We start from the raw sequence: 25190 nt of genomic DNA on the forward strand, positions 1-25190 counted from the left end.
TCGAGCAATAACTTCAGCGGCTCCTGACAGCACCGCTTTCCCTCCCACGATTGGACAACGCTGTGATCAAACTGAATTTCCGCCCGGCAGCGCTCGCAGCAGCAGCCTTGGCGGCCATCCTCGCCCTCTCCGGTTGCGGCGGATCCACCGCCAGCTCCTCACCTTCCGCGGACAACCCCTACGGGCTGATCGAGCCCGGCACCATCCGTGTAGCCAGCCTCGGAGACTCCAAGCCCTACACCTTCACGGACAGCTCCGGTAACTTCACCGGCTTCGACGTGGAACTGTTCAAGGACGTGGCCCACCGCGCCGGCGTAGACAAAGTTGTCTTCACCGGACAGGACTTCTCCGGACTCCTGGCAGCCGTGGCCAACGGCCAGTTCGACGTCGGCGTTGCAGCTATCGGCATCACGGACAAGCGCAAGGAAACCGTGGACTTCTCCGACGGCTACCTCGCCGGATACCTGACCGTCATCACCACCAAGACTTCAGGCATCAACGACGCCGATGGCCTCAACGGCAAGCGCCTGGGCGTGGTCCAAGGCACCCTGCAGGAAGCCTACGCAGTCAAGAACTTCACCTCGGCGCAGCTGGTCCGCTTCCCGGACAACAACACCGCCATCTCCGCAGTCAACAGCGGTACCGTGGACGCCCACTTCCTGGACTACGAGGCAGCCAAGGAATACCAGGAGCAGTTCGGACTAGTGAGTGCCGCGGACATCCCCTCCTTCGACGCGCCGGCGGGCTTCGCTATCGCCAAGGACAAGCCCGCCTTCAAGGAAGCCTTGAACAAGGGCCTCGCCGAAGCAATGGAAGACGGCACCTGGAAGAAACTCTACGAGAAGTGGTTCCCGGGTTCGCCGATGCCGGAGCAGTACCTTCCGAAGGCCGAGCAGACCTCAAGCCCGGCTCCGACAGCCAGCAAGTAAGCCCCAAAACACCTAACGTCTGAGAGCACTCAATGGATTGGCTCAATACCATCAGCCGCACGTTCTTCGACCTTGATGCCATGGTCGAAGTACTGCCCCAGCTCCTCGGAGTTGGCCTTCTCAACACCCTGATCATCTCCATCGCAGCAACCATCCTCGGCGTAGTGATGGGCATGGTGGTGGCGGTCATGGGCATCTCGCGCTCCAAGTGGCTGCGAATCCCGGCGAGGATCTACACAGACCTTTTCCGGGGCCTGCCCGCTATCCTCACCATCCTGCTGATCGGCCAGGGATTTGCGCGGTTGAGCCAGTCGGTCTTCGGACCCTCGCCTTACCCGCTGGGAATTATCGCCCTGAGCCTCATCGCCAGTGCCTATATAGGTGAGATCTTCCGGGCCGGCATCCAGAGCGTTGATAAGGGCCAGGGGGAGGCCTGCCGGGCTTTGGGAATGAGCTACTCCAAGTCCATGGCCCTCGTGGTGGTGCCGCAAGGCATTCGCAGGGTCCTGCCCGCCTTGGTGAACCAGTTCATCGCAATCGTCAAAGACTCATCGCTGGTCTACTTCCTTGGACTCTTGGTCAGTGAGCGTGAACTGTTCCGGGTGGGCCAGGACGCAGCAGTACTGTCCGGCAACCTTTCACCGCTGGTCATGGCAGGCATCTTCTACCTGATCATCACGGTGCCCCTGACCCACCTGGTCAACTACTTCGACAACAAGTTCCGCACCGGCCGGCGTCGTCCCACGGCACCCACCAGTGGGCTGAAGGAAGTCAAGGAACTCGATGCGGCCTCGCCGCTCATCACCGGGAGCAACACGTGAACCTCACAAGCAGCAGCGCCACCAGCACCAACCAGCCGACCAGCGACATTGAGAAGTTCCACGGCTCCAGCCTGGAACTGCAAAACCTGACCATGGCCTACGGGGACGTTGAGGTTCTCCGCAATGTCAGCCTCAACGTGGCGCCGGGAACCACCACCTGCATCATTGGCCCCTCCGGTTCAGGAAAGTCCACGCTCCTGCGGGGCGTAAACCGCCTGCATGAACCCAAGAGCGGCGATGTGCTGCTGGCCGGCGAAAGCGCACTCAAGGTCAAGCCGGACATCCTCCGGGCACGTATCGGTATGGTGTTCCAGCACTTCAACCTCTTCCCGGACCACACTGCACTGGAAAATGTGGCATTGGCCCTGTGGAGCGTCAAGGGAATGTCCAAGTCGGAGGCCCGGGAACGCGCCCGGCGCCGCCTGGCCGAAGTAGGCCTCGCAGAACGCGCTGATCACCGGCCACGCGACCTCTCCGGAGGGCAGCAGCAACGCGTCGCTATTGCCCGGGCTCTGGCCATGGAGCCCGAGGTCATGCTCTTCGACGAAGCAACCAGCGCCTTGGACCCCGAGCTGGTCAAGGGCGTCCTCAACCTCATGGCAGGTCTGGGCCGCCGCGGCATGACCATGCTGGTTGTCACCCACGAGATGGGCTTCGCCCGCAAAGTGGCCGACCAAGTGGTGTTCATGGATGAAGGCGAAGTAGTGGAAATCGGAACCCCCACCGAGCTCTTCGACAACCCGCGCAGCGAACGCCTTCAGCGCTTCCTCTCGGAAGTGCTGTAATGGGCGGGACTCCTGTGATGCGCCAGCCAGCAGCGGCACCCATCCGAACCGCCGTCGTCGGATTTGGCGTCTCGGGCAAGGTGTTCCACGCACCGCTGATCGAAGCGGACGCGGACTACTCCCTTGACGTCATTGTCACAGCAGATCCGCAACGCAAGTCCGAAGCCCGGCGGCTCTACCCGCAGGCAAGGATCGTAAGCACCCCCGAGGACATGTTCGCCCTCGCCGGGGACCTGGATCTGGTGGTCCTTGGAACGCCGCCGCTTACGCACCTTGAACTCGGTGCCACAGCCATCGCCCATGGACTGAACGTTGTGGTGGATAAGCCGTTCGTCACCACCGTGTCCCACGGTGAGGAACTGGTTGGGCGGGCGTCCGACGCCGGTGTGCAGCTGACGGTCTTCCAGAACCGCCGGTGGGACGCCGACTTCCTGACACTGCGGAAACTGCTGCGGGCCGGCGCCCTGGGCGAAGTGCGAACGTTCGAGTCGCGCTTTGAATGGTGGCGTCCGGAAGGCTTCGGGAACTGGCGCGATTCGGCCACGCTGGCCGAGGGCGGAGGGATCCTCCATGACCTCGGCGCCCACCTGATCGACCAAGCCGTCCAGCTGTTCGGCCCTGTGGAGGAGACCTACGGCGAGACCGCCAACCATGGCCCCCACGCGGATGCCGCCGACACCGAGGCCTTCGTGTCGCTGCGCCACGAATCGGGCGTCCGGACACGGCTGTGGATGAACGGAATGGCCGCCCAAGTGGGCCCGCGCTTCCACGTCCTCGGCTCCAAAGCCGGCTACACCAAGTGGGGACTCGACAGCCAGGAACCTGCCCTCGCAGCCGGCCTCACGCCGTCGGACGCCACGTACGGCACAGAACCCCAGGAGTCTTGGGGGCTTCTGGGAGTGGACGGAGCAACCACGCCAGTCCCGGCGGAAAAGGGCGACTATCCACAGTTTTACAGGGAACTCGCAGCCTCTCTCCGTGGTCACGGGCCTCTTCCCGTGCAGCCGGCGGAGGCGTTGGAAACCCTCAGGATCATCGAAAACATCCACGCGTTCGCATAGGCGCGTTGAGCAGCACTTACCTCAAAGAAAGGGAGAACCATGTCCTCCACCAAGCACGTCGCCGTCATCGGAGGCGGCATCCTGGGCGTCTCCACCGCCGTCCACCTGCTCCGCCAAGGCGCTTCCGTCACTTTGCTGACCGAGCAGGGCCTGGCAAGTGAAGCCACCGGCCGTTCGTTGTCCTGGCTCAACTCGGCGGGCGAACGCTCCACGCCGTACCACCTGCTGCGCGTTGCCGGCGTTGACCGGTACCGCACACTCTTCGCCGCGGACCCCAGCCGTGAGTGGCTGCAGTTCGGGGGCGGCCTCATGTGGAATGCGGCCGGACAGGGCGAGGTCACCGAAGCCCGCCACGCTTACGAGAAGTCCATTGGCTACGACTCCAAGCTGTTGGCGCCTGAAGAGATCGCCTCGGTGACGCCCGGCATCGATGCCACAGCCGTCCCCGGGAATGCCATCTTCAACCCCGGAGAAGGCTGGGTGAGCCTGCCGGACCTGGTGAACTTCCTCATGGAGGAATTCCACGCTTTGGGCGGCCAGCTGATCCTCAACGCCGGCAAGGCCTCGGTAATGGTCGACGGCGGCCGCGCCACCGGCGTCGAAACTACCGGCGGTGAAACGTACCCCGCTGACGCCGTGCTGGTTGCCTGCGGTGCCGCGACGCCCGCCGTCGTAAAGCCTTTGGGCGTGGAAATTCCCAACGGTTCGCCGGTTTCCATGCTGGTGGTCACCAAGCCGGTGGAGCACCAGGTCACCGCAGTGATGAATACGCCCCGGGCTGCTGTTCGTCCCAACCCCGGCAACACTTTCGCCCTGGATCACGACTGGTACGAGGAGCACATCACCGAGCATGCCGACGGTTCCTTCACCATCCCGGATGATGTTGTCCAGCAGCTGGCCGACGAATCCTCCAAGCTCATCGAGGGCAATCCCGAACTCAAACCGGCATCCTGGAAGATCGGCTACAAGCCCATCCCAGGCGACGGCGAACCGGTCTTCGGTGAACTCGGCCAAGTGCCTGGCTGCTTCGTAGCCTTCACGCACTCCGGTGCCACGCTGGGCCTCATCGCGGGTGAGCTGCTGTCAGGCGAAATCCTGAGCGGTGAAAAGCACCCGATGCTGGCCACGTTCCGTCCGGGGCGTTTCTCCTAGACCGGGCTTGCCGGAAGTCAGCAGGTCATGGTGCCCTTGAGTGGCTTACCCGTCCAGAAATTGTTGGAGCCTGGAACTTTGTAGTAGCCGCGGATTTCGTAGCTCCAGGTGCCGATGAGCTCGATGCCGGAACTGTACGATCTTCCCGCGGCTTGGCTGAGGTCACCGGTGAACTCGAGGTTGCCGGAGCGGTCGTAGACCCTCACCTCGTGGTAGTTGGCGTTCGCCACCGTTCCGTAGGAATTTACAGTGACCGTGGTGTGGAGTCCCAAGGTGCATCGCATCGTCACGCTGGCGCTGGCCGGGGCAAGGATGGTTGCTGCCGAGAACTGCGGGGTAGCGCGTTCACTGTCCGTGAAGGCGGCCACCGCGGCCGTTGGTCCGGCTACCAGGCCAAGAACGACGACGGCGACAATCACCAAGGCGCGCAGGAAACTGTTCCGCGGTGTCATGGTGATCGTTCTCTTTCTACTGTGGTGCGCTCAACGGAATACTCGCCGGGCCTGATCGGGCTGGGGGAAAGGAAACCGATCAGACCCGGCGGGGCTGTTGTGTTGCTGTGTTTATTTGGTGGTTTCGGTGCGTTGGGTGCCGGTGAAGGCGAAGGCGATGGTGGAGGTGGCGCCTTGGAAGTCGTTGTTCGCGGTGGTGGGGAACGCGGTGGTGACTTTGAGGTTGTCGGTTTTGGCCGAGGTCAGGGAGGTGAGGTTGTTCAGGACCTTGTTCGCTGCTATCACCGGTGAAGGGGCCACCACGGTGGTTTTGGTGCCGGTGCAGTTGTAGGGGGCTGCGGCGCCGGTCCAGGCTACGGAGCAGTTTTCGATGGTGAGCTGCAGGCCGTTGGTGACATCGGTGGTGAGCAGGGACGCGGTGGTCCCGGCGGAGGTGGTGAGGGTGACGTTGTTCAGGTCCGAGTTGCCGGTGTTGGCCAGGGTGACGAGCTTTTCGACCTTGTCGCCGGGCAGCAGGCCTGCGACGGGGACGTTGAGGGTGTTGGCCGGGCCGGGTGTTCCGAGGGCGATGGTCACCGTTCCGGCGGCGACTGCCTGGGAGGCGGAGGTGGAGGAGGTGAAGGCGCCGTAGGTGCCCATGCCTGCCACTGCGGCTGCGGTGCCGACCAGTGCGACGGACGCGAGGATCTTACCGGAGGTGGTCTTGAGGCTGATGGCCATCTGAGTATGGTCCTTTCGGGAGGCCACCGTAGTCCGGCCGGCCGTTCGTTTTCCAGCCTCTCTGGCTGACAAGAACTACTGTGCAGGGCCCGGATCAAGAACAAATCCTGTGTTCAGTCAACAATTCCTCAAGAAAACCTCAAGACTTTTTCGCCGCAGATCGAGCAGTTTCGGAGAAGCTGCCCTGGCCGCCGAGACCTATCGTTGGGTTATCCGCAAGAAATCCAGCAGAGAAGAGGGGCCTGCCATGGCTGAGACTGGAACCACTGACAAGACCAAGTCCTACGACGGCTTCACGGAAGAAGAGCGCGCCGCGATGAAGGAGCGCGCACAGGAACTCAAGAAGGCACCACGCAAGAAAGCATCCAAAGCCGACGGCGAGGCTGACGTTATGGCCAAGATCGCTGAGATGCCCGAGCCGGACAAGCTCATGGCCGAGCGCCTCCACGCAATCGTCAAGGAGCACGCCCCGGAGCTCACGCCTAAGACCTGGTACGGCATGCCGGCCTATGCCAGGGAGGGGAAGAACATTGTCTTCTTCCAGAGCTCACATAAGTTCAAGGCACGGTACGCCACGCTGGGCTTTGAAGAGAACGCGAAGCTGGACGACGGAGCCATGTGGCCCACGTCCTTCGCCCTCACGGAAATCACGCCTGAGGTGGAGGCCAGGATCGTGGAACTCATCAAGAGGGCGCTGGGTTAGGGCAGCGCTCTTACGTCGGCTGGCTGTTGGCGGGCGGGAGATCCGGATTCATGGGTTCGAGGTCCGGGTCTTCCGCCGTCCAGACTTGAATGATGGCCCACGTGACGGCCGCAATGGGTACCGCCAGAACGGCACCGATGATTCCGGCGAGGATGGTGCCTGCCGTCAAGGCCATCAGGATGACCAGTGCGTGCAGTTCCAGGGACTTGCCCATAACGACCGGTTGAAGGAGGTCACCTTCGAGCTGGTTGACGGCGATCACTACGATGATCACGATCAGTGCCACTATGGGGCCGTTGGCCACGAGTGCCACCAAGGCCGCCAAAATTCCGGCCACTGTGGCCCCGACCAAGGGGATGAACGCGCCGATGAACACGATGATGGCCAGGGGGATGGCAAGCGGAACCTGCAGGATGAGCAGTGCAGCGCCGATGGCCACCGTGTCCACCAACGCCACGATCGCCGTACCCCGGACGTAGCCACCCAGGACCTCCATGGTGCGCTTGCCGACACGGCGAAGCTTGGCTTCGCGCATTCCTTTGAAAGGCCGCAGGAAGAATTCCCAGATTTTGGCGCCGTCCTTGAGGAAGAAGAACAGGATGACAACCACAAGGCTGGCGCCTGCCAGGAACTCGGTGACCACCGACAGCCCTGTGACTGCGCCGGACCGTACCTGGCTGCTCTGCGCAAACTCCACCACCGCTTCGCGGGCCTGGTTCATCTGCTCCCGGTCTATGGGGAAGGGGCCGGTCAGCAGGAAGTTCTCGAGTTCGTCCAGCCCTCGCGCTGCCTGACTGATCAGCTCGTTCCATTGGCTGCGCACTGACAGCACGATGACAGTGATAACTCCGCCGAGCACTATCAACAGGCCCAGGAATGCGACGCCGGTGGCCAAGCCGCCGCGCCAACCGCGACGTCGCAGCATATTCACGAAGGGGCCGATGGCGGCGGCCAGGATCAGCGCGATGAGAACCGGGATGACCAGCAGTCGAATTTGCAGCAGCCCGAAGATTGCCACCACTGTCAGGGTAAGAACGAGCAGTATCTGGCTTGCCCGGATGGCCGTCCGGCCCAATGAGTCTTTCCAGAGATCAGGTTTGTATTGCCTGCGCACGGATACGGGTGCTGTTTGTTTGGACGACGTCATGATGGCTCCTGTTCGTTCGCATCGGTCAAACCGACGAGATCAAACATAAGCCTACTGATTATTTCCTTGGCGTGGGAACGCTCCGCGTTGAAACGGCACGGCTAGTGAGTTGGATCCGGATGCGGCGGAACGGGGCCGGGATCAGGAACCGGAGACGGGCCCGGTGTGGGATTCGGGTCCGGAATAGGGCTCGGCGGGAACGGCGTAGTGGGATCCGGCGGTGGCGGGACGGGTCCGGGATCCGGGGGAAATGGCTCGGGCTCGTGAGTTGGAGGCAGTGTCATGATCTCTCCTTTGCGTACTCAGGGTATTGCTCCGGCAGATACCAGAAGCCTACTCCCGGTTTCCTGTCAGTCACAGGGCATGCTTCCTCACCTGCGGACAAAAACGGACCGCAATACTGGCTACCGTGAGGAACGGGGAGACTACCTGGAGGCGTGGACATGCGAATTGCAGTGGCAGTACCAACCGGCCATGTTGGCCGTCATCTTGTGCCAATGTTGATCCGGGCTGGAGTGAGGCCGCTGGTGCTACTCCGGAATCCGGACGGACTGGCTCCGGATATTCGATCCGAAGTTGATGTGGCAAGAGTTGACTTGCTCGACGGCGACGCCGTGGCCCGGGCTGTATCCGGCGTCGACTCCCTTTACTGGGTGGACCCGCCTCCGGCGGGCGATACTCCTCTGGCCGAGTACAACCTGGCTGCCGCCAGTGCGGCGCGAGCGGTCACCGAGGGTGGCGTGGACAGAGTGGTTTTTCAGAGCAGCGTTGGAGCCGAGAAGCGGCACGGTGTGGGCGAAATCGACGGACTCGCCGCCACGGAAGTCGCGTTGAACGCGACGGGCGCCGACGTCCTCCATCTGCGCTGTGGCTACTTCTTCACCAATCTTGAGTATCAGCTGGACGAGATTCGAGCAGGGATGCTCCAGGTCCTCCTTCCTGTCACCCAACCCATGGCCTGGGTGTCGCCCCGGGATATCGCCGGGGTGGCAGCCGGGCGCTTGTTGTCAGGGGAGTGGCGAGGGCAGGGGGTCCAGGCCGTTCACGGACCGGCTGATCTTTCATGGCAGCAAGTTGCCCGAATTGTTGCCCAGGCTTTGGGGACGCCCCTCGATGTGCAACGGATTCCCGAGGAAGCAATGCGAGGCACCTTGGAGAGCTTCGGGATGAGTGCAGCGCAGATTGATTCCCTGGTAGGCATGTCAACAGGTTTCCTTGGCGATTTCACGCCTGAACAGCCGAGGTCCGTCCACAGCACAACGCCCACCACTTTGGCCGAATGGGCCTATGCCGAGCTGAAGCCACGGGTTTGACGAGCCGACCAGCGTGAAATCATTTTAGGTCAAATGACCTAGAATGATTTCATGAACGACTTCCTCGAACTCGATACAACTGGCCCCGTGCTGATCGCCGGCGGCTACGGCACCGTCGGAACAGCGCTAACCCGACTCGCAGCAGCCGAATGGCCCCTGCTGCTGACGGGGAGGAACCCTGATCGCGGCAGCCATTTGATCAGCAGCAACGTTCCCGGTGAGCAACAAAAAGTGACAGTGCAGAAGTGGGACCTCAAACAGGCGGAGCCGTTTGCCGCCAAGGTCCGGGCAGTCATCAGCACCGTCAATGACCCCGATGACAGGGTGCTCCGCGCTGCCGTCGGCGCCGGGATTCCGTATGTTGACGTCACCCGTTGGACCAGCCGCGTTACCCGGGCACTCACCCAGGCCACCCTCCTGCGGCCAACCGCTCCTGTACTGCTGAGTTCGGGTTGGATGGGCGGGGTCACCAACATCGTCGCAGCAGCCTTGGCCCAGGATGCAGGCGGCGGGGACCAGATCGACGTCGCAATCCGTTACGACATCAACGATCAGGCAGGAGCCGATTCGGTGGACTTCATGGACCGGCTGGGACTGGACTATGAAGTACGCAAAGGCGGTCAGGCCGCCGTCGTACGCCCCCTGACTGACGCGCGCTGGGTGGACATTGCCGGGCACCGAACCAAGGTGGCGCGGCTCGACACACCTGAACAGTTCACGTTGCCACTGACTATCGGTGCGGGATCGGTGGCAACCCGGATTGGGTTCAGTTCCAATACATCCACGACGGCGTTGCTCGCCGCGCGTGCGGTGGGACTGTTCCGCTGGGGTAGCGGGGAACGGTGGGCGCCGCTGCGTCGCTCGTTGCTGTATTCGCCCGGCTCAGGCGGAACGGCACATATACGCATAGATGTGAAAGGTCCGGCCGGAACACGAACTGCGGTTATTTCCGATCCGCAAGGCCAGGCGCATTTGACCGCGCTGGGTGGGTTGCTGGGTCTGCACACAGTGCTTGCAAAGGGCGCGAGGGCCGGCGTTTCGTTCCCCGAATCCGCACCGGATCCTGTGTCCCGGCTCGCGGAACTTGAATCACACGGTGTGACAATATTGAGGTCATGACCGAAAGCAAGGGCGCCCTGCGAAAGGCGGCGCTCCTTGACGCTGCGGAAGAAGTTCTGGTCACCAAGGGCAATGCCAACGCGGCAATGCGGGACTTCGCCACAGCTGCCGGGGTACGGATCGGGCACTTGCAGCATTACTTCCCTACGCGGGCAGACCTGATCCGGGCGGTCCTTGAGCGAAGCCTGGAGAACTCATTGCAGCGGCTCGCGGAGGAGGCCGGGCTCGACCTTGGTGCAAGCTCGGTGGAAGGCCTGACCCGGGATGATTCGCGTCGGCTTCTGACGGCACTGCTGCACGAACACTCCGCCCTTGAGGACGTGAAGATGCACCTGGAGATCTGGGCCTTGGCCTCCGCGGATCAGCAGGCGGCGAATGCGTTGAGGAGTTTCTATGCGCAGTATGCGGCTCATGTGGGCGGCGTTGTGCGGCGGGGGAGGCCGGACTTACCGGAGCCGGAACTTCACGGTGTCGCTTCCGCGATCGTGAGCCTCTTCGAGGGGGCGGCTGTGACACGCTCGGACATCGCGGGCTTACGAACTGAGCCCGGTGACGAAGCCATCATCCGCACGGCACAATGGTTGATCCACGGACAGGAACCCGCCCAGTGACTCATCTTGTGCCCACTCCGGCCCAACTCCGCTGGCAGCAGCTGGAGTTCGGCGTCTTCATCCACTTTGGCATCAACACCTTTGCCGGCAAGGAGTGGAGCGACGGCACCGTTCCGGCGTCGGATTTTAACCCGACGGAACTCGACGCCGGCACCTGGGTTCGCACGGCGAAAGAGGCAGGTGCGAGGTACCTGATCCTGACCGCCAAGCACCACGACGGATTCTGTCTTTGGCCGACGGCAACCACTGACTATTCAGTTACGTCCTCGCCGTGGCGCGCCGGGGAAGGGGACGTCGTCCGCGAAGTGGCGGACGCCTGTGCGGAGCAGGGGATCGGTCTGGGTCTCTACCTGTCCCCATGGGACCGGAACGCTGATTGTTATGGCGACCCCGCCGCCTACGACGATTTCTACGTCCAGCAACTCACGGAACTCTGCACGGGCTACGGTCCGCTCATGGAGTTGTGGTTCGACGGCGCAGGCTCGGTGGGTCGTGAGTATGACTGGGCCCGGATCATCGCTGTAGTTAAGGAACACCAGCCCCACGCCATGATCTTCAACATGGGCCAGCCCACCATTCGCTGGGTAGGTAACGAGAACGGACTGGCGTCTGATCCCGTGGACTACGTCGTGGACCGCACATCCGACACCCAGTACACGGACTCCAGCTCCGGGCTGCATGCCGGACACTACTTGCCGCCGGAATGCGATGTCTCCATCCGTCGGGGCTGGTTCTGGCATCCGGACGACGAACCGAAATCCGTGGAGCACCTGCTCGCCATCTATTACCAATCGGTGGGAATGGGTGCGAACCTCCTCCTGAACCTGCCTCCCGATACCCGTGGACTCATTCCGGACGAGGATTCCGCGAGGCTCAAGGAGTGGAAGGCTGAACGGGATCGTCGTCTCTCCGGTGCTGTGGAAGCGTCGGTTGAAAATCACGACGGCGGAGCGACCCTGAGGTTTCCGGCTCCCGTCACGTTCAACCATCTGGAGCTGGTGGAGGACTTACATTCCGGACAGCGAATTACCCGTCATATGGTGTCCAATGATGGAGCCGACCTTCTGGACGCGATGACTGTGGGGAACCGGCGGATCCATCAGCTGCCGGCTATTACTGCATCGGAGTTGCATGTGAAGGTATCGGGTAACGGCGGACGCCTGGTCTCCGCACGGGTTTATGGAGGCGCTTTGGAGGCTGGAGTCCCAGCCATCCCCGAAGGCTACGAAGCCCCAACGGACGCGCCGGAATAGTTCTCCGTTCCCTTCTGTACGCCGACCTGTACCCCCGAATTGCTGTGACCGGTTGCCGGGAGCTAATAATGTCGGTGGCTGCTGCCAGAGTTAGGGCATGGAGCGGATTGGGGATAGGCAGGCGGGCGCGATAGTGGCGCTTGGGCGCGCTCCCGTGGTTGCGGATGCTGTTCAGCGCGGCGCGGTTCCAGTCAGCACTGGCGCGGTTCAGTCCGGCTCTGTGAGTGGGGACTTGATTGAGCAGTTGCGGGTTTTGGAGGAGATGAAGTCGGCTATCACGGCTTTGCAGGCGCGGGTTGCTGTGGCTTTTGATCTTGCCCAGCGTGCAGAGCAGGCCGAGGCGGGTGTTCCTGTTTCGGAGCGTGGCAGTGGGGTGGGTGCTCAGGTGGCGTTGGCCCGGCGGGAGTCGCCGAATCGTGGGTCCCGGTTGCTGGGTTTGGCGAAGGCCCTTGTGCTGGAGATGCCGCGGACGTTGGCGGCTTTGAAGTCGGGGCAGTTGAATGAGTGGCGGGCCACGCTGCTGGTGAAAGAGACCGCGTGTTTGTCTGTTGAGGACCGGTGCGCGGTGGATGAGGAACTCGCTGCCGATACCGGGACTTTTGAGGGGAAGGGCGATAAGGCGATTGTTGCGGCGGCGAAGGCTGCTGCGTATGGGCGGGATCCGCGGTCGGTGGTCGGGCGTGCCAGCCGTGCCGCAGCCGAGCGGATGGTGAGCCTGCGCCCGGCGCCGGACACCATGACGTACCTGACCGCCCTGCTTCCTGTGGCGCAGGGGGTGGCGGTTTACGCGGCTCTTTGCCAGGCTGCTGATTCGGCCCGTTCCAGCGGGGATGCGGGCTCTGGTGTTGTCCCGACCCGTGGTCAGGTCATGGCCGATACCTTGGTCGAGCGCGTCACCGGTACACCTGGCGGGATTTCAGGGATCAACCTGGACCTCGTCATGACCGACCGCACCCTGTTCCAGGGCGACAGCGAACCAGCCCGGCTCAAGGGCTACGGAATCGTCCCCGCCGAATGGGGAAGGGAAATAGTCGGTTCGGGGCAAGCCGGCCAGGTCCACGCGACAACGACGGATACAGAGCTCACTGTCTGGCTTCGCCGGCTCTACACCGCACCAGCCACGGGTGAGCTCCTGAGCATGGACTCCAAAGCCCGGCTCTTCCCGACGACGCTTCGGCGCTTCATTGAAACCCGCGACGATACCTGCCGGATGCCGTACTGCGATGCGCCCATCCGGCATATCGACCATGTGGTTCCTTGGCGTTCCGGAGGGAAAACGAACCTCGCCAACGGTGCAGGTCTATGCGAGGCGTGCAACCACACCAAGGAAAACCCCGGCTGGACCAGCAAAACCGTCCATGCCGGCGTGCACGGGGGTACGCACACCCTGGAAATCAGCACCCCCACCGGACACAGCTATCAATCGAAAGCCCCACCCTTACCCGGACACCGCCCCTCCAGAACATAGACATCCGCCGCAGATGTCCTAGTGCTGCCCACCTCAATGCGCCTGCAATAAACTTCTGAAAAAAGTTCGTAGCCCGCGTAACCCTTTGGGGTGCCGCGACGATTACGTCATTGAAAGGGCCGAGCTGGAATTTGTCCCCCATCATGTTCCAGCTCGGTTCTTCCTTGTTTCGGGAGAGTTTGATCTCCGGGGAGGTCTAGGAAAGTTTGGCCTCCGGCGAGTTGGCCGGGGAGTTGGTCGGGATAGCGGGTCCTTCCACGGAAAGGCGCGGAGAGCAGTTACCCTTGGTGGGGTCGTCCGTTGGTGACAAGGCGGATGTCCAGGCCCAAGTAACGGACCTGCCGCCGATCGAAAGCCTCATTCTGTGACCGACGCATTGACCGATGAAGCGCTACATGCACTCAAGGACAATAACGCGGAACTGTTCGGCGCCGTCTACCAGACTTATGCCGGCCAGGTTCTCGGCTATCTGACGGCCAAAGGTGTGCAAGACCCGGAAGCAATCACCCAGGACGTGTTCTTGGCAGTTCTGCCCCGACTGGATGACATCAGCGGCGGGATTCACGGCCTCCGGACCTTCATCTTCTCGGTGGCTCATGCCCGCATGGTGGATGAGCATCGGAAGCAAAGCCGGGCACCGGAACACCACGAGTTTGAGCCGGAACGGGATACTCGGGAAGTGAGTTCCGCGGAGGCGGAAGCCATGGGTCTTTTGGCGCCCAAAGAGGTCATGAGGCTTCTGGACTACCTTGGTGACGACCAGCGGGAGGTCTTGACGCTTCGAATCGTGGCAGGCCTGACCGTTGAACAGGTTGCCGACATCATGGGGAAATCCGCCGGGGCAGTAAAACAACTGCAGCGGCGGGCACTTATTACGCTCCGTGAGCACTCGGCAGTAAAGGAATACGTGTCGCCATGACATACAGGGATAGTGAACGCGAAGCAATCGTGGACGAGCTGCTACTCGACGCCGATGCTGTCATTGCCACTGATGCTGATGCTGATGCTGATGCCACGTCCGGCGTCCGGCAGGCGCTCCTCTCATTGAGTTCCTTCGCCAACCTTGCAGCCCCAACTCCGAGTGCGGAGCTTTCCGCCATGCTGGCTGGTCCGCACGATGAAGTCTCCAAACGTCGCTGGAGGCACAAACACCGCACGGCGGTAGTGAGCGTAGCCGTGGTGGCAGCGATGGGCCTAGGCGTCAGCGGTGTTGCCGCTGCCAGTTCCGGCTTCACCCGGAACCCTTCCTTCGTTGATGAACTTCTGGGCAACGTCCGGCCTCAGCCAGTGGCCGCCGCACCGGTATTTCCGATTCCCGACGCCCCGCGCGTTAGCACGGAACCCGCTCCTGTCGTGGATCCTGCAGCTGTTCCACCGATCCCAACCGCTTCATCCATACCCGTGCCAAGCCGCGTTGAACCTACCCAAACTCCCGCACAGGCACAGGCACAGGCACAGGCACAGGATGTGCTTCCCGTCCCCGCTCCCGCCGCTGCCCCCAAAGCACCCGAAGCGGCCGGCCCCGCACAGAGCGGCTCCACGCCGGGCAGTGCCACGCAGAGCGGCTCCACTCCGGGCAACTCTGCGCCGGGCAACTCTGCGCCGGGTGGCTCCGCGCCGGGTGGCTCCGCGCCGGGCAGTGCCGCGCCGAACCTGCAGACAAAGCCCGCCCCGATCAAGGCGGAGAAGCAGCAATCCGCTAAGCCTGATGCTTCACTGCAAGGTGCCGGGAAGCCGACGCCTGCTTTGCCGGGTTCGGACGCCATCAAGCCCGGACACGTGCCTCCCGGTCTGGGCAAGCAACTGACGGGCAAGCAACTGACCGACAAACAGTTAAAGACAGCTGCGGACAAGTGGAAGCAGTGGCTTAAGCACGGCGACCGACGCTAGGAAGGGACCGGCCGACTAAGGAAACCATGCCTAACGTGCAGGATATTCGGCAAAGCTGCTCGTAGAAGGCCGGGAGTAGGCTTGGGTCATGATGCATGTCAACGATCCGGCCGTCGTCGAGCGGTTGATGCGAACAAAAGGCACTTGGGCCATCGTTGGCCTCAGCACCAACCCGTGGCGCTCCGCGCATGACGTCTCGCTGTACGTCCGGGACACCATGGGGATGGAGATCATCCCCATCAACCTCAAGGGCGAGGACGTGCACGGCGAAAAAGGGTATGAAACCCTCGCGGACATCCCCGAGGCCAGGCACCCCATCGATGTTGTTGACTGCTTCGTGAACTCCCAACGCGTGGGCGCAGTGATTGACCAGGCGATTGCGATCGGCGCAAAGGCTGTTTGGCTCCAGCTCGGCGTCTTTGACGACGACGCCGTGCAGCGTGCACGTGAGGCCGGACTCGACGTGGTGGTCAACTCCTGCCCGGCACGTGAAGGCTGGCATTACGGCCTGTGATTCGGACACATTCCTCTGCTAGATTGCAGCTGAATCATTTCTTGAGTCTTGGGGGACAACCATGTTCGGTGGCCATTCTGCGGTGCCTGTTTCCACGCCCAGCAGACGGGCCGTCTTCAGTGTTTTAGGCGCTTCCGTGGTGGCCGGATTGACGGCGTGCACTGCCGCTGAAAGTTCGACGCCGGCGCTGACGCCCAGTGGCGCTGCTGTATCGCCCGAGGTGCCGGGGGCGAACGGTGCGCTGGCAGTCGGAGGCGAGGTTCCGACGTCGTCCGCTTCTCCAACTCCCACGCCGACGGCCACCAAACGCATCCGCCGCACGTTTATCCCGGATTGCCAGCTGCCGCCGATCGTTGGTGGGCTGGCTCCGGTGATCACCAAAATCGAGACCAAGCATCCGGTGGTCTTCCTGACCATTGATGACGGCAACATCAAAACGCCGGAGTCGATCAAGCTCCTGGCGGAGTACGACTATCCGTCGTCGCTGTTCCTCACCAAGGACACCATCGCGGACCACCCGGCTTTCTTTAACGCGTTCAAAGCCCAGGGCAGCCTGATCGAGAACCACACGGTCACTCACAACATCAACATGGTGAGGCAGTGGGGCTATCAGCAGCAATTGAACGACATGGTGGGAATGCAGGAGTACGCGCTCCAGCACTACGGCCGCCGTCCTACGCTTTTTCGGCCCCCGGGAGGCGCCTACTCCAACGTGATGCGACAGGCCGTTGCTGATGCAGGAATGAAGGCAATCGTTACGTGGGAGGCGAAGGCGAACGCCGGAAAGATGGACTACCAGGTGGGCAACTCGCTGCGTCCCGGTGACATTGTGCTCATGCATTTCCGGGCTGAGTTCGCAGCTGACCTCGCTGCTTTCCGCGCTGCCCAGTTGGCGGCGGGACTTGAAGTGGTGCTGCTGGAGGACTTCCTGGGCGTGGCGTAGGCGGGCATCAACATAGGCCGCCGCCCGGAGCGCCAGTAGGCTCTCCCCATGGATGTTTCCACCCTCCGCTCGATTTGCCTTGGCTTTCCCGGCGCGTTCGAAGACTTCCCGTTCGGTCCCGAGACCTCCGTGTTCAAGGTGCGTTCCGCCGTCGCGGGTGGTTCGCGTCAGGAGGCCAAAATGTTCGCGTTGTCCACCATGGATCCGGACAACTGGTCCGTGAGCCTTAAATGCGAGCCAGCGTTGGCTGAACAACTCCGGGCAGCAAACCCTGAAATCACCGGTGCCTGGCATATGAACAAGACGCACTGGAACGGTGTCCGCCTGGACGGCGCCCTGCCGGATGACATGATCCGGGACATGGTGGAGGACTCGTATGACCTGGTGGTGGCGACGCTGAGCCGCAAGCAACAGGAACAACTTGGCTGGGCCAGGCTCGCAAAACCACAGGGCAACTGACACGCCCGCAAACCCCTCCCCACGGCGCTGACATGGGACTAGATTGATACTGCATACCTAAAGACCTCAGTCACTGGCTGGTCAGGAGCGGTTTGATGCTGGATCAGAAGACACTGGACCACCTATGGAACTTTCGCGATCCTGCATCTTCCGAGGCAGCGTTCCGCGCCGCGATGGTCGAGGAAATGTACGACGCCGACGAGCGCGCTGAGTTGGCAACCCAGCTTGGGCGGGCCATTGGTTTGCAGGGCCGGTTTGAAGAGGCCGATGCCCTCCTGGACGAAATTGACGACGACGAGCCAACTGTTGGTGTGCGGATCCTCCTTGAGCGCGGTCGGGCTCTTAACTCCGACGGGCGGGCCGCCATGGCTGTGCCTCTCTTGGAGCAGGCGGCGGAGTTGGCGGACCATCTTGGTGAGGAATTCCTGGCTGTCGATGCCCTGCACATGCTCTCCATCGCAGATGCTGCCAACGCCGAAGTGTGGATGCGTAGCGCCCTTGAATATGCGTCCACAGCCCATGATGAGCGAACCAAGCATTGGATGATTGCTTTGCACGCAAGCCTTGGTGCGTTTCTGCAGGGTAAAAACCGGCTCACCGAAGCCCTGGTGGAGTTCCAATTGGCCGAACAAAGGGCGGAACGACTGGGAACTGAGCGGCAGAGGGCCATGGCACGGCAGGCAATCGCGGAGTGCGGAAAAGCCCTCGCGGAAGGCCCATAGAAAGATCACGCTTTGACAAATGTTGATCGAAACTGCCAAGAAAGATTGATTTTCGATCATTCGTGGTGAATTATGTCACAGAAGGTTGGTGCTGCCAGAGCGCCTACCCAGACTGTCTGACTGAACGGCTTTCCCGCCGCAACAGTCGACACTACGAGTCACTGGAGGGTTTAGAAATGAACGTTCAGCACCAGTCCGTCGGACGCCGTGGATTCCTGCGCGGAGCACTCGCAGCAGCCGTGCTCGTGCCCATGGGTGGAACCATTGCTTCCTGTGCCGCAGGTGGCGGCGGCACTACCACCGGCCCCACCGGCACTGTTTCGGACACCAACCCGTTTGGCATGGCGGAGAAGGCAACCCTCGACGCCGTGATCTTCAAAGGCGGCTACGGTATCGACTATGTCGAGTTCGCCGGCAAGATCTTCGAAAAGACGCACGAGGGCTCCACCGCCAAGATCGCCCCGTCCACCGATATCGCCCAGGAGCTCCAGCCGCGGTTCGTCGGTGGCAACCCGCCGGACCTGATCGACAACTCCGGTGCAAAAGCCATCGGCTTCAGCACCATCCTGGCCCAGCTCGAAGACCTTACCCCCCTTGTGGAGGCAAAGAACCTCGAAGGCAAGGTCATCAAGGACACCCTGTACACCGGCGTACTGGCTCCAGGTACTTTCGATGGCAAGCTTGCTGCCCTGAACTATGTGCTCACCGTGTTCGCCATGTGGTACTCGGATTCCCTCCTCAAGGAAAACGGCTGGACCCTGCCAAAGACCTGGGATGAGATGTACACCCTGGGCGAGCAGGCCAAGGCCAAGGGCAAGTACCTGTTCGTATGGGGCAAGGAAGCTGCCACGTACTACCAGGAAATGGCGATCGCGTCCGCCGTCAAGGAAGGCGGCGACGAAGTCCGCATCGGCTTGGAGAACCTCACTGCTGACTCGTGGTCCCACCCGGCTATCCAGTCCGTTTTCACTGCGCTGGACAAGATCGTGAAGGCCGGCTTCTTCAAGCCCGGTGGCTCCGGCACCCAGTTCACGGCAGCTCAGGCTCAGTGGACCAACGCCCAGGAGGCCGTGTTCTACCCGTCAGGTTCCTGGATTGAAAACGAAATGAAGGACCAGACCAAGGCCGGCTTCAACATGATGGGCGCGCCCGTGCCCACGGTTACTACAGGCTCCAAGCTGCCTTACACGTCCCTCCACAGCGCTGCGGGCGAGCCGTTCATTGTTCCCTCGCAGGGCAAGAACGCTGCCGGTGGCAAGGAATTGCTCCGCATCATGCTGTCCAAGGAGGCTGCAACCAACTTCGCCAAGACCAAACTGGCCCCCACCATCGTCAAGGACACGGTCCCGGCCGACGGCTTCGGTTCCACGGCACTGGTCTCGCAGACCAAGTTGCTCGCTGACGCCGGCGAGGACATCTTCACCTGGAACTTCATTGACCTCTACGGAACCAACAAGGACCAACTGGTGGTCTGGAACAGCTTCCTTGACGGCAAGTCGGACGTCGCAACCCTCACTTCCGCACTGCAGAACATCTCCGACAAGGTCCGTAACGACAGCTCGGTCAAGAAGATCGAAGTGAAGTGACTTCAGTGAAAACTCAGCAGAGCCGGAGCGACGACGGCCTGGCCGCCGTCGTTTCGGCGCCGGCTCCGCAGCAACTGGTCAAGCGGCGGCGGAAACCGTTGACATGGGACAAGGTCAGCTTCTTCGCGGTCTTCCTCGGACTGCCGCTGGCGATCTACCTGTTGTTCGTGATTTGGCCCTTCGTGCAAGCCTTCGGTTATTCGTTGACGGACTGGTCCGGTTTCTCTCCCAACCAGAACTTCATCGGCCTGGAGAACTACACCAAGATCTTCACGGACGACATCTTCATGAAGGCCATGGGAAACAACATCCTCCTGGTCATCTTCCTCCCCATCATCACCATCATCCTGAGCCTGGTGCTCGCATCTTTGGTGACGGTTGGCGGCAGCAGCAAAGGCCAGATCAAGGGCCTGCGGAACTCCAGCTTCTACCGGGTTGTGTCGTTCTTCCCGTACACGATTCCGGCGATCGCGATCGGCATCATGTGGGGACAGATCTACGATCCCTCGGGTGGCCTGCTTAACGGCATCCTCACAGGGCTGGGCATGGACCAGTTCAAGGACTTTGCCTGGCTGGGTGACAAGAACACCGCAATGATCGCCACCATGTTCGTGATTGTCTGGGGCTTTGTTGGCTTCTACATGGTCCTGTTCGTGGCTGGCATCAAGGGCATTCCTGCCGAGCTTTTCGAGGCCGCCAGGATCGATGGTGCCGGTCGCTTCCGCACCGCAGTGTCCATCACCATTCCTCTGATTCGCGACAACATCCAGACGGCCTACATTTACATGGGCATCCTGGCTCTGGACGCGTTCGTTTACATGGCGGCACTGAACTCGGGCGGCGGGCCGGACAACTCCACGCTGGTCATGGCGCAGCAGCTGTTCTTTACCGCATTCAGCAAGGGACAGTTCGGCCTCGCCAGCGCCATGGGCGTTGTGCTGGCCGTTGCCACGCTGATCTTCTCCGGATTGGTCTTCCTGGTCAACCGGCTCACCGGCGGCGATAAGGATGTGAGCCTGTAATGAGTACCAAAGTCTCAACTCCGGAAATGAAGTCACTGCACTTCCAGCCGCGGACACCGGCAACCACTACGGGCGACAAAGTGGTGGGAGCGGTCTCGCACACAGCGCTGACCATCTGGACCCTCATCGTCATTCTTCCTTTGCTGTGGACGTTCATGTCCTCCTTCAAGACGTCCAGCGAGATCTTCGCCTCGCCGTTCGCCTTGCCGGGCGAATGGAAGCTGGATAACTACGTCAAGGCCTGGAGCGAGGCAGGCATCGGATCTGCCTTCCTCAACTCGGTGCTGGTGGTGGCCGTGGCACTGGTGATCGTCATGGTCCTCGGGGCCATGTGCGCCTACGTTCTGGCGCGCTACACCTTCCGGGGCAGCCGGGCCATTTACTACCTGATGCTCGCGGGCCTGACCTTCCCGATCTTCCTCGCCATGGTGCCGTTGTTCTTCGTCCTGAGGAACATGGGCCTCCTGAACACCCTGCCGGGACTGATCCTTGTGTACGTGGGTTTCGCACTTCCGTTCACCGTTTTCTTCCTGTTCTCCTTCTTCAAGTCGCTGCCGCACGAAATCACTGAAGCAGCGGCCCTCGATGGAGCAGGGGAGTGGCGGACGTTCTTCCAGGTCATGCTGCCGATGGCCAAGCCGGGCCTCGCCTCGGTTGCCATCTTCAACTTCCTGGGCCTCTGGAACCAGTTCCTCATTCCGGTGTCCATCAACGCAGCCGGTCCCCGCGTCCTCTCCCAGGAACTCGCGGCCTTCGCCGGCCAGATGGGCTACGCCGTGGACTACGGCGCGCTGTTCGCGGCCGTCAGTGTCACCGTCATTCCGGTGCTCATCGTCTACGTGATCTTCCAGCGCCAGCTGCAGGGTTCCGTTTCGCAGGGCACGTCCAAGTAACACAAGCAAGCTAAAACAGCCTTCGACGGCGGTCCTCACCTTAAGGTGCGGGCCGCCGTCGGGCGTTGACTCTGAAAAGATGGAACGATTCTGTAGTGCAACGAAAGGCAGCAGCCCGTGATCTTTATTGTGGTCAAGTTCAACGTCAAGCCCGATTGGTCTGAGCGCTGGCTGGACTTGGTGGCCGACTTCACCAAGGCGACCCGCGAAGAGCCCGGCAACTTGTGGTTCGACTGGTCCCGCAGTGTGGACAACCCGAACGAGTTCGTCCTGGTGGAAGCCTTCCAGGATGATGCCGCTGAGGCCCACGTCAACAGCGAGCACTTCAAGAAGGCCATGGCGGACATGCCGCAGGCCTTGGTGGAGACTCCCCACATCATCAGCCGCCAGTTCGAGGGCAGCGGCTGGGACCGCATGGGCGAGCTGACTATCGACTAGCGGCTGTACCGCATCCACCCACTTTGGAACCAAAACCGCCCCCGACACACCTTTAAAGAGGCGTGTCGGGGGCGGTTGTGATTCAAAGAAGGTCGTGGCGGCACAGGCCCTCGCCCTTACTACTCAGAACATCCAGGGAATCTCGGCATGGCCGAAGTCGCTGAACGAGCCGAAACGGCCGGCTTTGAACGCCAGCACCTCGCCGTCCCGGTCCCGGCACGTGGTGACCTGGCCGAAGAAGACCTGGTGATCTCCGACGTCGTACTGCTGCACCACGGTGCAATCGGCCTGGGCGAGGGCGCCCTTGATGACCGGAAGCCCGCTGTCTGTGACGTCGAAGTCTCCTTCAGCGAAGCGGTCCCCGCCACGGACAGCGAACCGCCGGGCCACCGACTCCTGCTTGGCGCCCAGGATGGATACCGCGAACTTACCGCTCTCCATCAGGGCCTCGCCCGTCCGGGTACCGAAGTTCAGGGAGATCATCAGAATGGGCGGTTCCAGGCTGATGGAGGTCAGCGAGCTGATGGTCATCCCGTATTGCTCGTCCTCGTGCTGGGTGGTGACCACGGCGACGCCGGTGAGGAATCGGCCCATGGCGCGGCGCATCCCCATGGCGTCGGGGATGGTGAAGGCTGGTGCCAGGCTCATGTCAGTTGCTCCGCTCCGCGTAGTACCGGACCTCGAACATCTTGGCGCCGTTTTCGGAAACCCATGGTCCGTGCTCCATTCCGGGCGGCCGCGTTGCCCAGTCGCCGGCCTTGAAGGTCTTGCCGAGGCGCTGGTCAACGAACGAGCCTTCGAAAATGAAGACCTCTTCCCAGAAATCGTGAGTCAGAACTCCGTTGGGGGAAGTGTCCGTTCCGGGCTCGAACTTCAGGATGCGCGTGACGCTATCGTTGTCCGAGTCGCGGGCGAGAATGGCCTCGGAGAGGCCCTCAATGTGTGGGTTGCAGGGTGCGAAGTCCACCGAGGATACAGGTGTGAACTCCACTTCAGGCTTTGCCATGGCTAGGCTCCTTCCATGCCGTCGCCGGCCCCATTGACTGTGCTTTCGATGCTGTACGAACCCAGGAAGGTGTCCAGCTCCGCAACCAGAGCGTCATAGCCGTAGTTCCTGTAGGTGTAAGCACCGCGGACCACGAACGGAGCGCCGGCATAGAACATTTCGTACTGCTGGTGGCGGCCGGCGAACTCGGAACCGATGATGTCCCAGGCAAGCTTGAACAACTTGACGCGTTCTTCGCTGACGACGCCCGGGGACTGGACGTAGCGCTCCATGTCCGGCCGGGTCACGCTGCTGGTCATGTCGGCGATGCTGGACGGCAGCTGCAGGACGCCGCCGCCTACCAGGTCGCGGAGGATGGAAATCACGCGGGGGTAGGTCTCTGACTGCAAGCCCATGGCCCCGTAAAGTGCGCTCTTGCCCGGAACCCTCATGCCGGCGTCGTCCGTGGTTGCTGTGTATTCGGCGGCGAGGACGGCTGACTCAACGGACTGCACAATGGCGGCGAGCTCGCCGAGCTTCTCCTGCACGCCGGGGATCTTGTCCGTGCCGTTGACCTGCGTGACCTTGCGGGCAACGGAGGCGATGAACTTCAGCTTGGTGGAGAAGCGGATCTGGGCTTGCCAGTTGCCCAGGGCATGGGCGCCGGTGTCGAAGAACTGGCGGCGCAGGGTTTCGATGTTCCGGTTGATGAACACCCGGTCCCACGGAATGAGCACGTCGTCGAAAACAACCAAGGCGTCAGGCTCGTCGTAGTGGCTGGTCAGCGGGTAGTCGAACTCGCTGGTGGCAGCCGGCGCGAACGGACGGCGGCAGTACAGCTTCAGTCCGTCGGTTGCCACCGGGATGGCGAAGCTGACCGCGAAGTCAACATCGTCCGGGCCCAGGGGCTTGATGCAGGTGACAAAGACTTCGTCGGCAATGGCGGCGCCTGTGGCGAGCATCTGCGAACCTCGGACAATGATGCCCTCCTCGGTTTCACGCACGACGCCGACCTGCAGGTATTCGCCTTCCCAACCGGACGCCGTGGTTGCGCGGGAAACCTGCGGGGGAATGATCGCATAGGAGAGGTACAGGTTCTCGGAGAGGATCTTCTTGTAGTACCGCTCCACGTTGCCGGCAAAGTCACGTTCGTCGTTCTTGAAGACGTCCGGATGGGAACCGAACGCGGCGAAGAACGTTCCGACGTGGTCGGGGCTGCGGCCCACCCAGCCATGGGTGTGTTTGGCCCACTTTTCGATTGCCTGGCGGCGAAGGACCAGCTCTTCCTGCGTGCGGGGGGCGGCGAAGGTGCGGTTGGCCGGACCGTTGATCTCATCCGAGTGGAACTGCATGCCGTTGGCGGGATCGGCTGCGATATCGAACAGCTCGGCCATGGTCCGGGCAACGTTCGCGAAGGCCGGGTGCTCCAGGACGTTGCCGACTACCTCGCCGTCGAGGATCACTGTCCGGCCGTCGTTCAGGGACTTCAAATACTGCTTTCCGGTTCTCATCGGAGTGAGCCTTTCTTGATTTTGTAGTTATGTTCAATGGTGGTCCCATTCGGGAAGGAGAGCTCCAACTTCCAGGAAGTTCCGTCGACGAACTTCCCGTTCAGCAGCGGAAGCGTGCCTCCCAAGCACATGAAATCAGCGTCGCCGATGTCGGTTCGTGCGAGAAGACGCCCGACGACGTCGGCCGGCTTGAGGAGGCCGCTCAGCGAACCTTCCTGGTACAGGGCCCCATCAACCCATGAACGGGCGGTGCATTCGTCGAGATCCAGGTCTTCCAGTGATTCGACGGCAATCACCTCGTTTGAGACGGGCTTGGGGCATGCCCGCTTGGAGTCGCCGATGTCGCGGGCTTCGATGTCCCGGTCTGTGTGGTCGGAGCCGATACCGAGGTAGTACTTTCCGTCGTGGCGGATGTAGAGGGGCTCGATCTCGCCGGACGTCAGGTTCTCGGTGGTGTCATGTTCACCCGAGGTCTCGAACAGGTCCGAGTCCATCCGGTAAAACATGGGAACCTCCGGTGGGGGAGCCACGCCGATTGCGGCGAGCTCATCGATGTGATGCTGGACTGCCTTAGGATCGCGGCCCGTGTAGCCGGCCACTACTGCATGGAAGTCGGTGATGACGATTGTCTGGTCGGTGCCCACCACCCTGAAGGTGAGCGGGACTTGCCTTGTGGTTTGCTGTGTTTGCATT

At 61.9% G+C, this 25190-nt stretch carries 28 protein-coding genes; 21 read left to right on the plus strand and 7 right to left on the minus strand.

The annotated features are described in order from the left end of the window. Positions 1-62: 62 nt before the first annotated feature. Genes ACNAOT_RS03350 through ACNAOT_RS03370 form a run of 5 tightly spaced genes read left to right on the plus strand, consistent with a single transcriptional unit; the run spans position 63 to position 4748 of the window. Positions 63-929, plus strand: a complete 867-nt coding sequence (locus ACNAOT_RS03350; protein ID WP_420180025.1) for an ABC transporter substrate-binding protein — start codon at positions 63-65, stop codon at positions 927-929. Between the two features lie 32 nt (positions 930-961). Then, the gene (locus ACNAOT_RS03355) at positions 962-1750 is read left to right on the plus strand and encodes an amino acid ABC transporter permease (protein WP_017198419.1); all 789 of its coding nucleotides are present in this window, start codon (positions 962-964) and stop codon (positions 1748-1750) included. After that, on the plus strand, positions 1747-2535 hold the full coding sequence (locus ACNAOT_RS03360; protein WP_364307663.1) for an amino acid ABC transporter ATP-binding protein: 789 nt from the start codon (positions 1747-1749) through the stop codon (positions 2533-2535). Before ACNAOT_RS03355 ends, ACNAOT_RS03360 begins: the two co-directional genes overlap by 4 nt. Next, positions 2535-3596, plus strand: a complete 1062-nt coding sequence (locus tag ACNAOT_RS03365) for a Gfo/Idh/MocA family protein (protein WP_420180026.1) — start codon at positions 2535-2537, stop codon at positions 3594-3596. The genes ACNAOT_RS03360 and ACNAOT_RS03365 overlap by 1 nt, the downstream gene beginning before the upstream one ends. A gap of 39 nt (positions 3597-3635) precedes the next feature. Further along, positions 3636-4748 carry an NAD(P)/FAD-dependent oxidoreductase gene (locus ACNAOT_RS03370; protein ID WP_420180027.1) on the plus strand — a complete coding sequence of 371 codons (1113 nt, stop codon included), beginning with the start codon at positions 3636-3638 and terminating at the stop codon, positions 4746-4748. A 17-nt stretch (positions 4749-4765) separates the two neighbouring features. Here the strand turns inward: ACNAOT_RS03370 and ACNAOT_RS03375 are convergent, their stop codons facing one another. Then, positions 4766-5200, minus strand: a complete 435-nt coding sequence (locus tag ACNAOT_RS03375; RefSeq protein WP_420180028.1) for a SipW-dependent-type signal peptide-containing protein — start codon at positions 5198-5200, stop codon at positions 4766-4768. A gap of 111 nt (positions 5201-5311) precedes the next feature. Further along, on the minus strand, positions 5312-5920 hold the full coding sequence (locus tag ACNAOT_RS03380; protein ID WP_420179388.1) for a TasA family protein: 609 nt from the start codon (positions 5918-5920) through the stop codon (positions 5312-5314). Positions 5921-6167: 247 nt separating this feature from the next. Between ACNAOT_RS03380 and ACNAOT_RS03385 the strand changes: the two genes are divergently transcribed. Next, positions 6168-6623, plus strand: a complete 456-nt coding sequence (locus ACNAOT_RS03385) for an iron chaperone (protein ID WP_420180029.1) — start codon at positions 6168-6170, stop codon at positions 6621-6623. Positions 6624-6633: 10 nt separating this feature from the next. Here ACNAOT_RS03385 and ACNAOT_RS03390 read toward each other — a convergent pair whose 3' ends face one another. Further along, positions 6634-7770 carry an AI-2E family transporter gene (locus ACNAOT_RS03390; protein ID WP_420180030.1) on the minus strand — a complete coding sequence of 379 codons (1137 nt, stop codon included), beginning with the start codon at positions 7768-7770 and terminating at the stop codon, positions 6634-6636. Positions 7771-8213: 443 nt separating this feature from the next. On the opposite strand from ACNAOT_RS03390, the gene ACNAOT_RS03395 reads away from it, so the two are divergent. From ACNAOT_RS03395 to ACNAOT_RS03465, 15 genes are all read left to right on the plus strand, one after another. Then, positions 8214-9083, plus strand: a complete 870-nt coding sequence (locus ACNAOT_RS03395) for an NAD(P)H-binding protein (RefSeq protein WP_420180031.1) — start codon at positions 8214-8216, stop codon at positions 9081-9083. Positions 9084-9134: 51 nt separating this feature from the next. Then, positions 9135-10202, plus strand: coding sequence for a saccharopine dehydrogenase (locus ACNAOT_RS03400; protein ID WP_420180032.1), 1068 nt, complete (start codon positions 9135-9137; stop codon positions 10200-10202). Beyond that, complete coding sequence (locus tag ACNAOT_RS03405) at positions 10199-10813, plus strand: TetR/AcrR family transcriptional regulator (protein WP_091465132.1); 615 nt, start codon at positions 10199-10201, stop codon at positions 10811-10813. Before ACNAOT_RS03400 ends, ACNAOT_RS03405 begins: the two co-directional genes overlap by 4 nt. Further along, entirely contained in the window at positions 10810-12066 is a 1257-nt protein-coding gene (locus tag ACNAOT_RS03410; RefSeq protein WP_420180033.1) for an alpha-L-fucosidase, read from the plus strand. The genes ACNAOT_RS03405 and ACNAOT_RS03410 overlap by 4 nt, the downstream gene beginning before the upstream one ends. A gap of 97 nt (positions 12067-12163) precedes the next feature. After that, the gene (locus tag ACNAOT_RS03415; RefSeq protein WP_420180034.1) at positions 12164-13534 is read left to right on the plus strand and encodes an HNH endonuclease; all 1371 of its coding nucleotides are present in this window, start codon (positions 12164-12166) and stop codon (positions 13532-13534) included. A gap of 364 nt (positions 13535-13898) precedes the next feature. Continuing rightward, on the plus strand, positions 13899-14453 hold the full coding sequence (locus ACNAOT_RS03420; RefSeq protein WP_420180035.1) for an RNA polymerase sigma factor: 555 nt from the start codon (positions 13899-13901) through the stop codon (positions 14451-14453). Continuing rightward, complete coding sequence (locus ACNAOT_RS03425; RefSeq protein ID WP_420180036.1) at positions 14450-15424, plus strand: hypothetical protein; 975 nt, start codon at positions 14450-14452, stop codon at positions 15422-15424. Before ACNAOT_RS03420 ends, ACNAOT_RS03425 begins: the two co-directional genes overlap by 4 nt. Positions 15425-15512: 88 nt before the next feature. Beyond that, the gene (locus tag ACNAOT_RS03430; protein WP_091465140.1) at positions 15513-15938 is read left to right on the plus strand and encodes a CoA-binding protein; all 426 of its coding nucleotides are present in this window, start codon (positions 15513-15515) and stop codon (positions 15936-15938) included. A gap of 136 nt (positions 15939-16074) precedes the next feature. After that, a complete protein-coding gene (locus tag ACNAOT_RS03435) occupies positions 16075-16881 on the plus strand; it encodes a polysaccharide deacetylase family protein (RefSeq protein ID WP_420180037.1) in 807 nt (268 codons plus the stop codon). Positions 16882-16929: 48 nt separating this feature from the next. After that, entirely contained in the window at positions 16930-17340 is a 411-nt protein-coding gene (locus ACNAOT_RS03440) for an MmcQ/YjbR family DNA-binding protein (RefSeq protein WP_054808884.1), read from the plus strand. 95 nt (positions 17341-17435) lie between these two features. Beyond that, entirely contained in the window at positions 17436-18062 is a 627-nt protein-coding gene (locus ACNAOT_RS03445; RefSeq protein WP_420180038.1) for a hypothetical protein, read from the plus strand. 176 nt (positions 18063-18238) lie between these two features. Next, a complete protein-coding gene (gene ngcE, locus ACNAOT_RS03450; protein ID WP_091465145.1) occupies positions 18239-19648 on the plus strand; it encodes an N-acetylglucosamine/diacetylchitobiose ABC transporter substrate-binding protein in 1410 nt (469 codons plus the stop codon). A gap of 5 nt (positions 19649-19653) precedes the next feature. Further along, on the plus strand, positions 19654-20670 hold the full coding sequence (locus ACNAOT_RS03455) for a carbohydrate ABC transporter permease (RefSeq protein WP_420180039.1): 1017 nt from the start codon (positions 19654-19656) through the stop codon (positions 20668-20670). After that, positions 20670-21563, plus strand: a complete 894-nt coding sequence (locus ACNAOT_RS03460) for a carbohydrate ABC transporter permease (protein WP_091465147.1) — start codon at positions 20670-20672, stop codon at positions 21561-21563. Before ACNAOT_RS03455 ends, ACNAOT_RS03460 begins: the two co-directional genes overlap by 1 nt. A gap of 117 nt (positions 21564-21680) precedes the next feature. Next, the gene (locus ACNAOT_RS03465; protein ID WP_364307710.1) at positions 21681-22001 is read left to right on the plus strand and encodes a putative quinol monooxygenase; all 321 of its coding nucleotides are present in this window, start codon (positions 21681-21683) and stop codon (positions 21999-22001) included. Positions 22002-22124: 123 nt separating this feature from the next. On the opposite strand, the gene ACNAOT_RS03470 is transcribed toward ACNAOT_RS03465, so the two are convergent. Genes ACNAOT_RS03470 through ACNAOT_RS03485 form a run of 4 tightly spaced genes read right to left on the minus strand, consistent with a single transcriptional unit; the run spans position 22125 to position 25189 of the window. Next, complete coding sequence (locus ACNAOT_RS03470; RefSeq protein ID WP_420180040.1) at positions 22125-22649, minus strand: flavin reductase family protein; 525 nt, start codon at positions 22647-22649, stop codon at positions 22125-22127. A gap of 1 nt (position 22650) precedes the next feature. After that, the gene (locus tag ACNAOT_RS03475; RefSeq protein ID WP_091465153.1) at positions 22651-23007 is read right to left on the minus strand and encodes a cupin domain-containing protein; all 357 of its coding nucleotides are present in this window, start codon (positions 23005-23007) and stop codon (positions 22651-22653) included. A 2-nt stretch (positions 23008-23009) separates the two neighbouring features. Next, a complete protein-coding gene (locus tag ACNAOT_RS03480) occupies positions 23010-24497 on the minus strand; it encodes a 4-hydroxyphenylacetate 3-hydroxylase family protein (protein ID WP_420180041.1) in 1488 nt (495 codons plus the stop codon). After that, the gene (locus ACNAOT_RS03485; RefSeq protein WP_420180042.1) at positions 24494-25189 is read right to left on the minus strand and encodes a DUF2848 family protein; all 696 of its coding nucleotides are present in this window, start codon (positions 25187-25189) and stop codon (positions 24494-24496) included. Before ACNAOT_RS03485 ends, ACNAOT_RS03480 begins: the two co-directional genes overlap by 4 nt. Position 25190: the final 1 nt, after the last annotated feature.

Origin of the sequence: Paenarthrobacter sp. TA1.8 (assembly GCF_048595705.1) — a bacterium.
In the GTDB taxonomy this organism is placed as follows: domain Bacteria; phylum Actinomycetota; class Actinomycetes; order Actinomycetales; family Micrococcaceae; genus Arthrobacter; species Arthrobacter nitroguajacolicus.

Excerpts from the sequence above, each read along its gene's own strand:
- ACNAOT_RS03385 (WP_420180029.1), top strand. The coding sequence starts at position 6,168 with ATGGCTGAGACTGGAACCACTGACAAGACCAAGTCCTACGACGGCTTC.
- ACNAOT_RS03475 (WP_091465153.1), bottom strand. The coding sequence starts at position 23,007 with ATGGCAAAGCCTGAAGTGGAGTTCACACCTGTATCCTCGGTGGACTTC.
- ACNAOT_RS03375 (WP_420180028.1), bottom strand. The coding sequence starts at position 5,200 with ATGACACCGCGGAACAGTTTCCTGCGCGCCTTGGTGATTGTCGCCGTC.
- ACNAOT_RS03460 (WP_091465147.1), top strand. The coding sequence starts at position 20,670 with ATGAGTACCAAAGTCTCAACTCCGGAAATGAAGTCACTGCACTTCCAG.
- ACNAOT_RS03480 (WP_420180041.1), bottom strand. The coding sequence starts at position 24,497 with ATGAGAACCGGAAAGCAGTATTTGAAGTCCCTGAACGACGGCCGGACA.
- ACNAOT_RS03400 (WP_420180032.1), top strand. The coding sequence starts at position 9,135 with ATGAACGACTTCCTCGAACTCGATACAACTGGCCCCGTGCTGATCGCC.
- ACNAOT_RS03355 (WP_017198419.1), top strand. The coding sequence starts at position 962 with ATGGATTGGCTCAATACCATCAGCCGCACGTTCTTCGACCTTGATGCC.
- ACNAOT_RS03370 (WP_420180027.1), top strand. The coding sequence starts at position 3,636 with ATGTCCTCCACCAAGCACGTCGCCGTCATCGGAGGCGGCATCCTGGGC.
- ACNAOT_RS03395 (WP_420180031.1), top strand. The coding sequence starts at position 8,214 with ATGCGAATTGCAGTGGCAGTACCAACCGGCCATGTTGGCCGTCATCTT.
- ACNAOT_RS03425 (WP_420180036.1), top strand. The coding sequence starts at position 14,450 with ATGACATACAGGGATAGTGAACGCGAAGCAATCGTGGACGAGCTGCTA.
- ACNAOT_RS03430 (WP_091465140.1), top strand. The coding sequence starts at position 15,513 with ATGATGCATGTCAACGATCCGGCCGTCGTCGAGCGGTTGATGCGAACA.
- ACNAOT_RS03485 (WP_420180042.1), bottom strand. The coding sequence starts at position 25,189 with ATGCAAACACAGCAAACCACAAGGCAAGTCCCGCTCACCTTCAGGGTG.
- ACNAOT_RS03415 (WP_420180034.1), top strand. The coding sequence starts at position 12,164 with ATGGAGCGGATTGGGGATAGGCAGGCGGGCGCGATAGTGGCGCTTGGG.
- ACNAOT_RS03380 (WP_420179388.1), bottom strand. The coding sequence starts at position 5,920 with ATGGCCATCAGCCTCAAGACCACCTCCGGTAAGATCCTCGCGTCCGTC.
- ngcE (WP_091465145.1), top strand. The coding sequence starts at position 18,239 with ATGAACGTTCAGCACCAGTCCGTCGGACGCCGTGGATTCCTGCGCGGA.
- ACNAOT_RS03445 (WP_420180038.1), top strand. The coding sequence starts at position 17,436 with ATGCTGGATCAGAAGACACTGGACCACCTATGGAACTTTCGCGATCCT.
- ACNAOT_RS03470 (WP_420180040.1), bottom strand. The coding sequence starts at position 22,649 with ATGAGCCTGGCACCAGCCTTCACCATCCCCGACGCCATGGGGATGCGC.
- ACNAOT_RS03405 (WP_091465132.1), top strand. The coding sequence starts at position 10,199 with ATGACCGAAAGCAAGGGCGCCCTGCGAAAGGCGGCGCTCCTTGACGCT.
- ACNAOT_RS03390 (WP_420180030.1), bottom strand. The coding sequence starts at position 7,770 with ATGACGTCGTCCAAACAAACAGCACCCGTATCCGTGCGCAGGCAATAC.
- ACNAOT_RS03440 (WP_054808884.1), top strand. The coding sequence starts at position 16,930 with ATGGATGTTTCCACCCTCCGCTCGATTTGCCTTGGCTTTCCCGGCGCG.
- ACNAOT_RS03365 (WP_420180026.1), top strand. The coding sequence starts at position 2,535 with ATGGGCGGGACTCCTGTGATGCGCCAGCCAGCAGCGGCACCCATCCGA.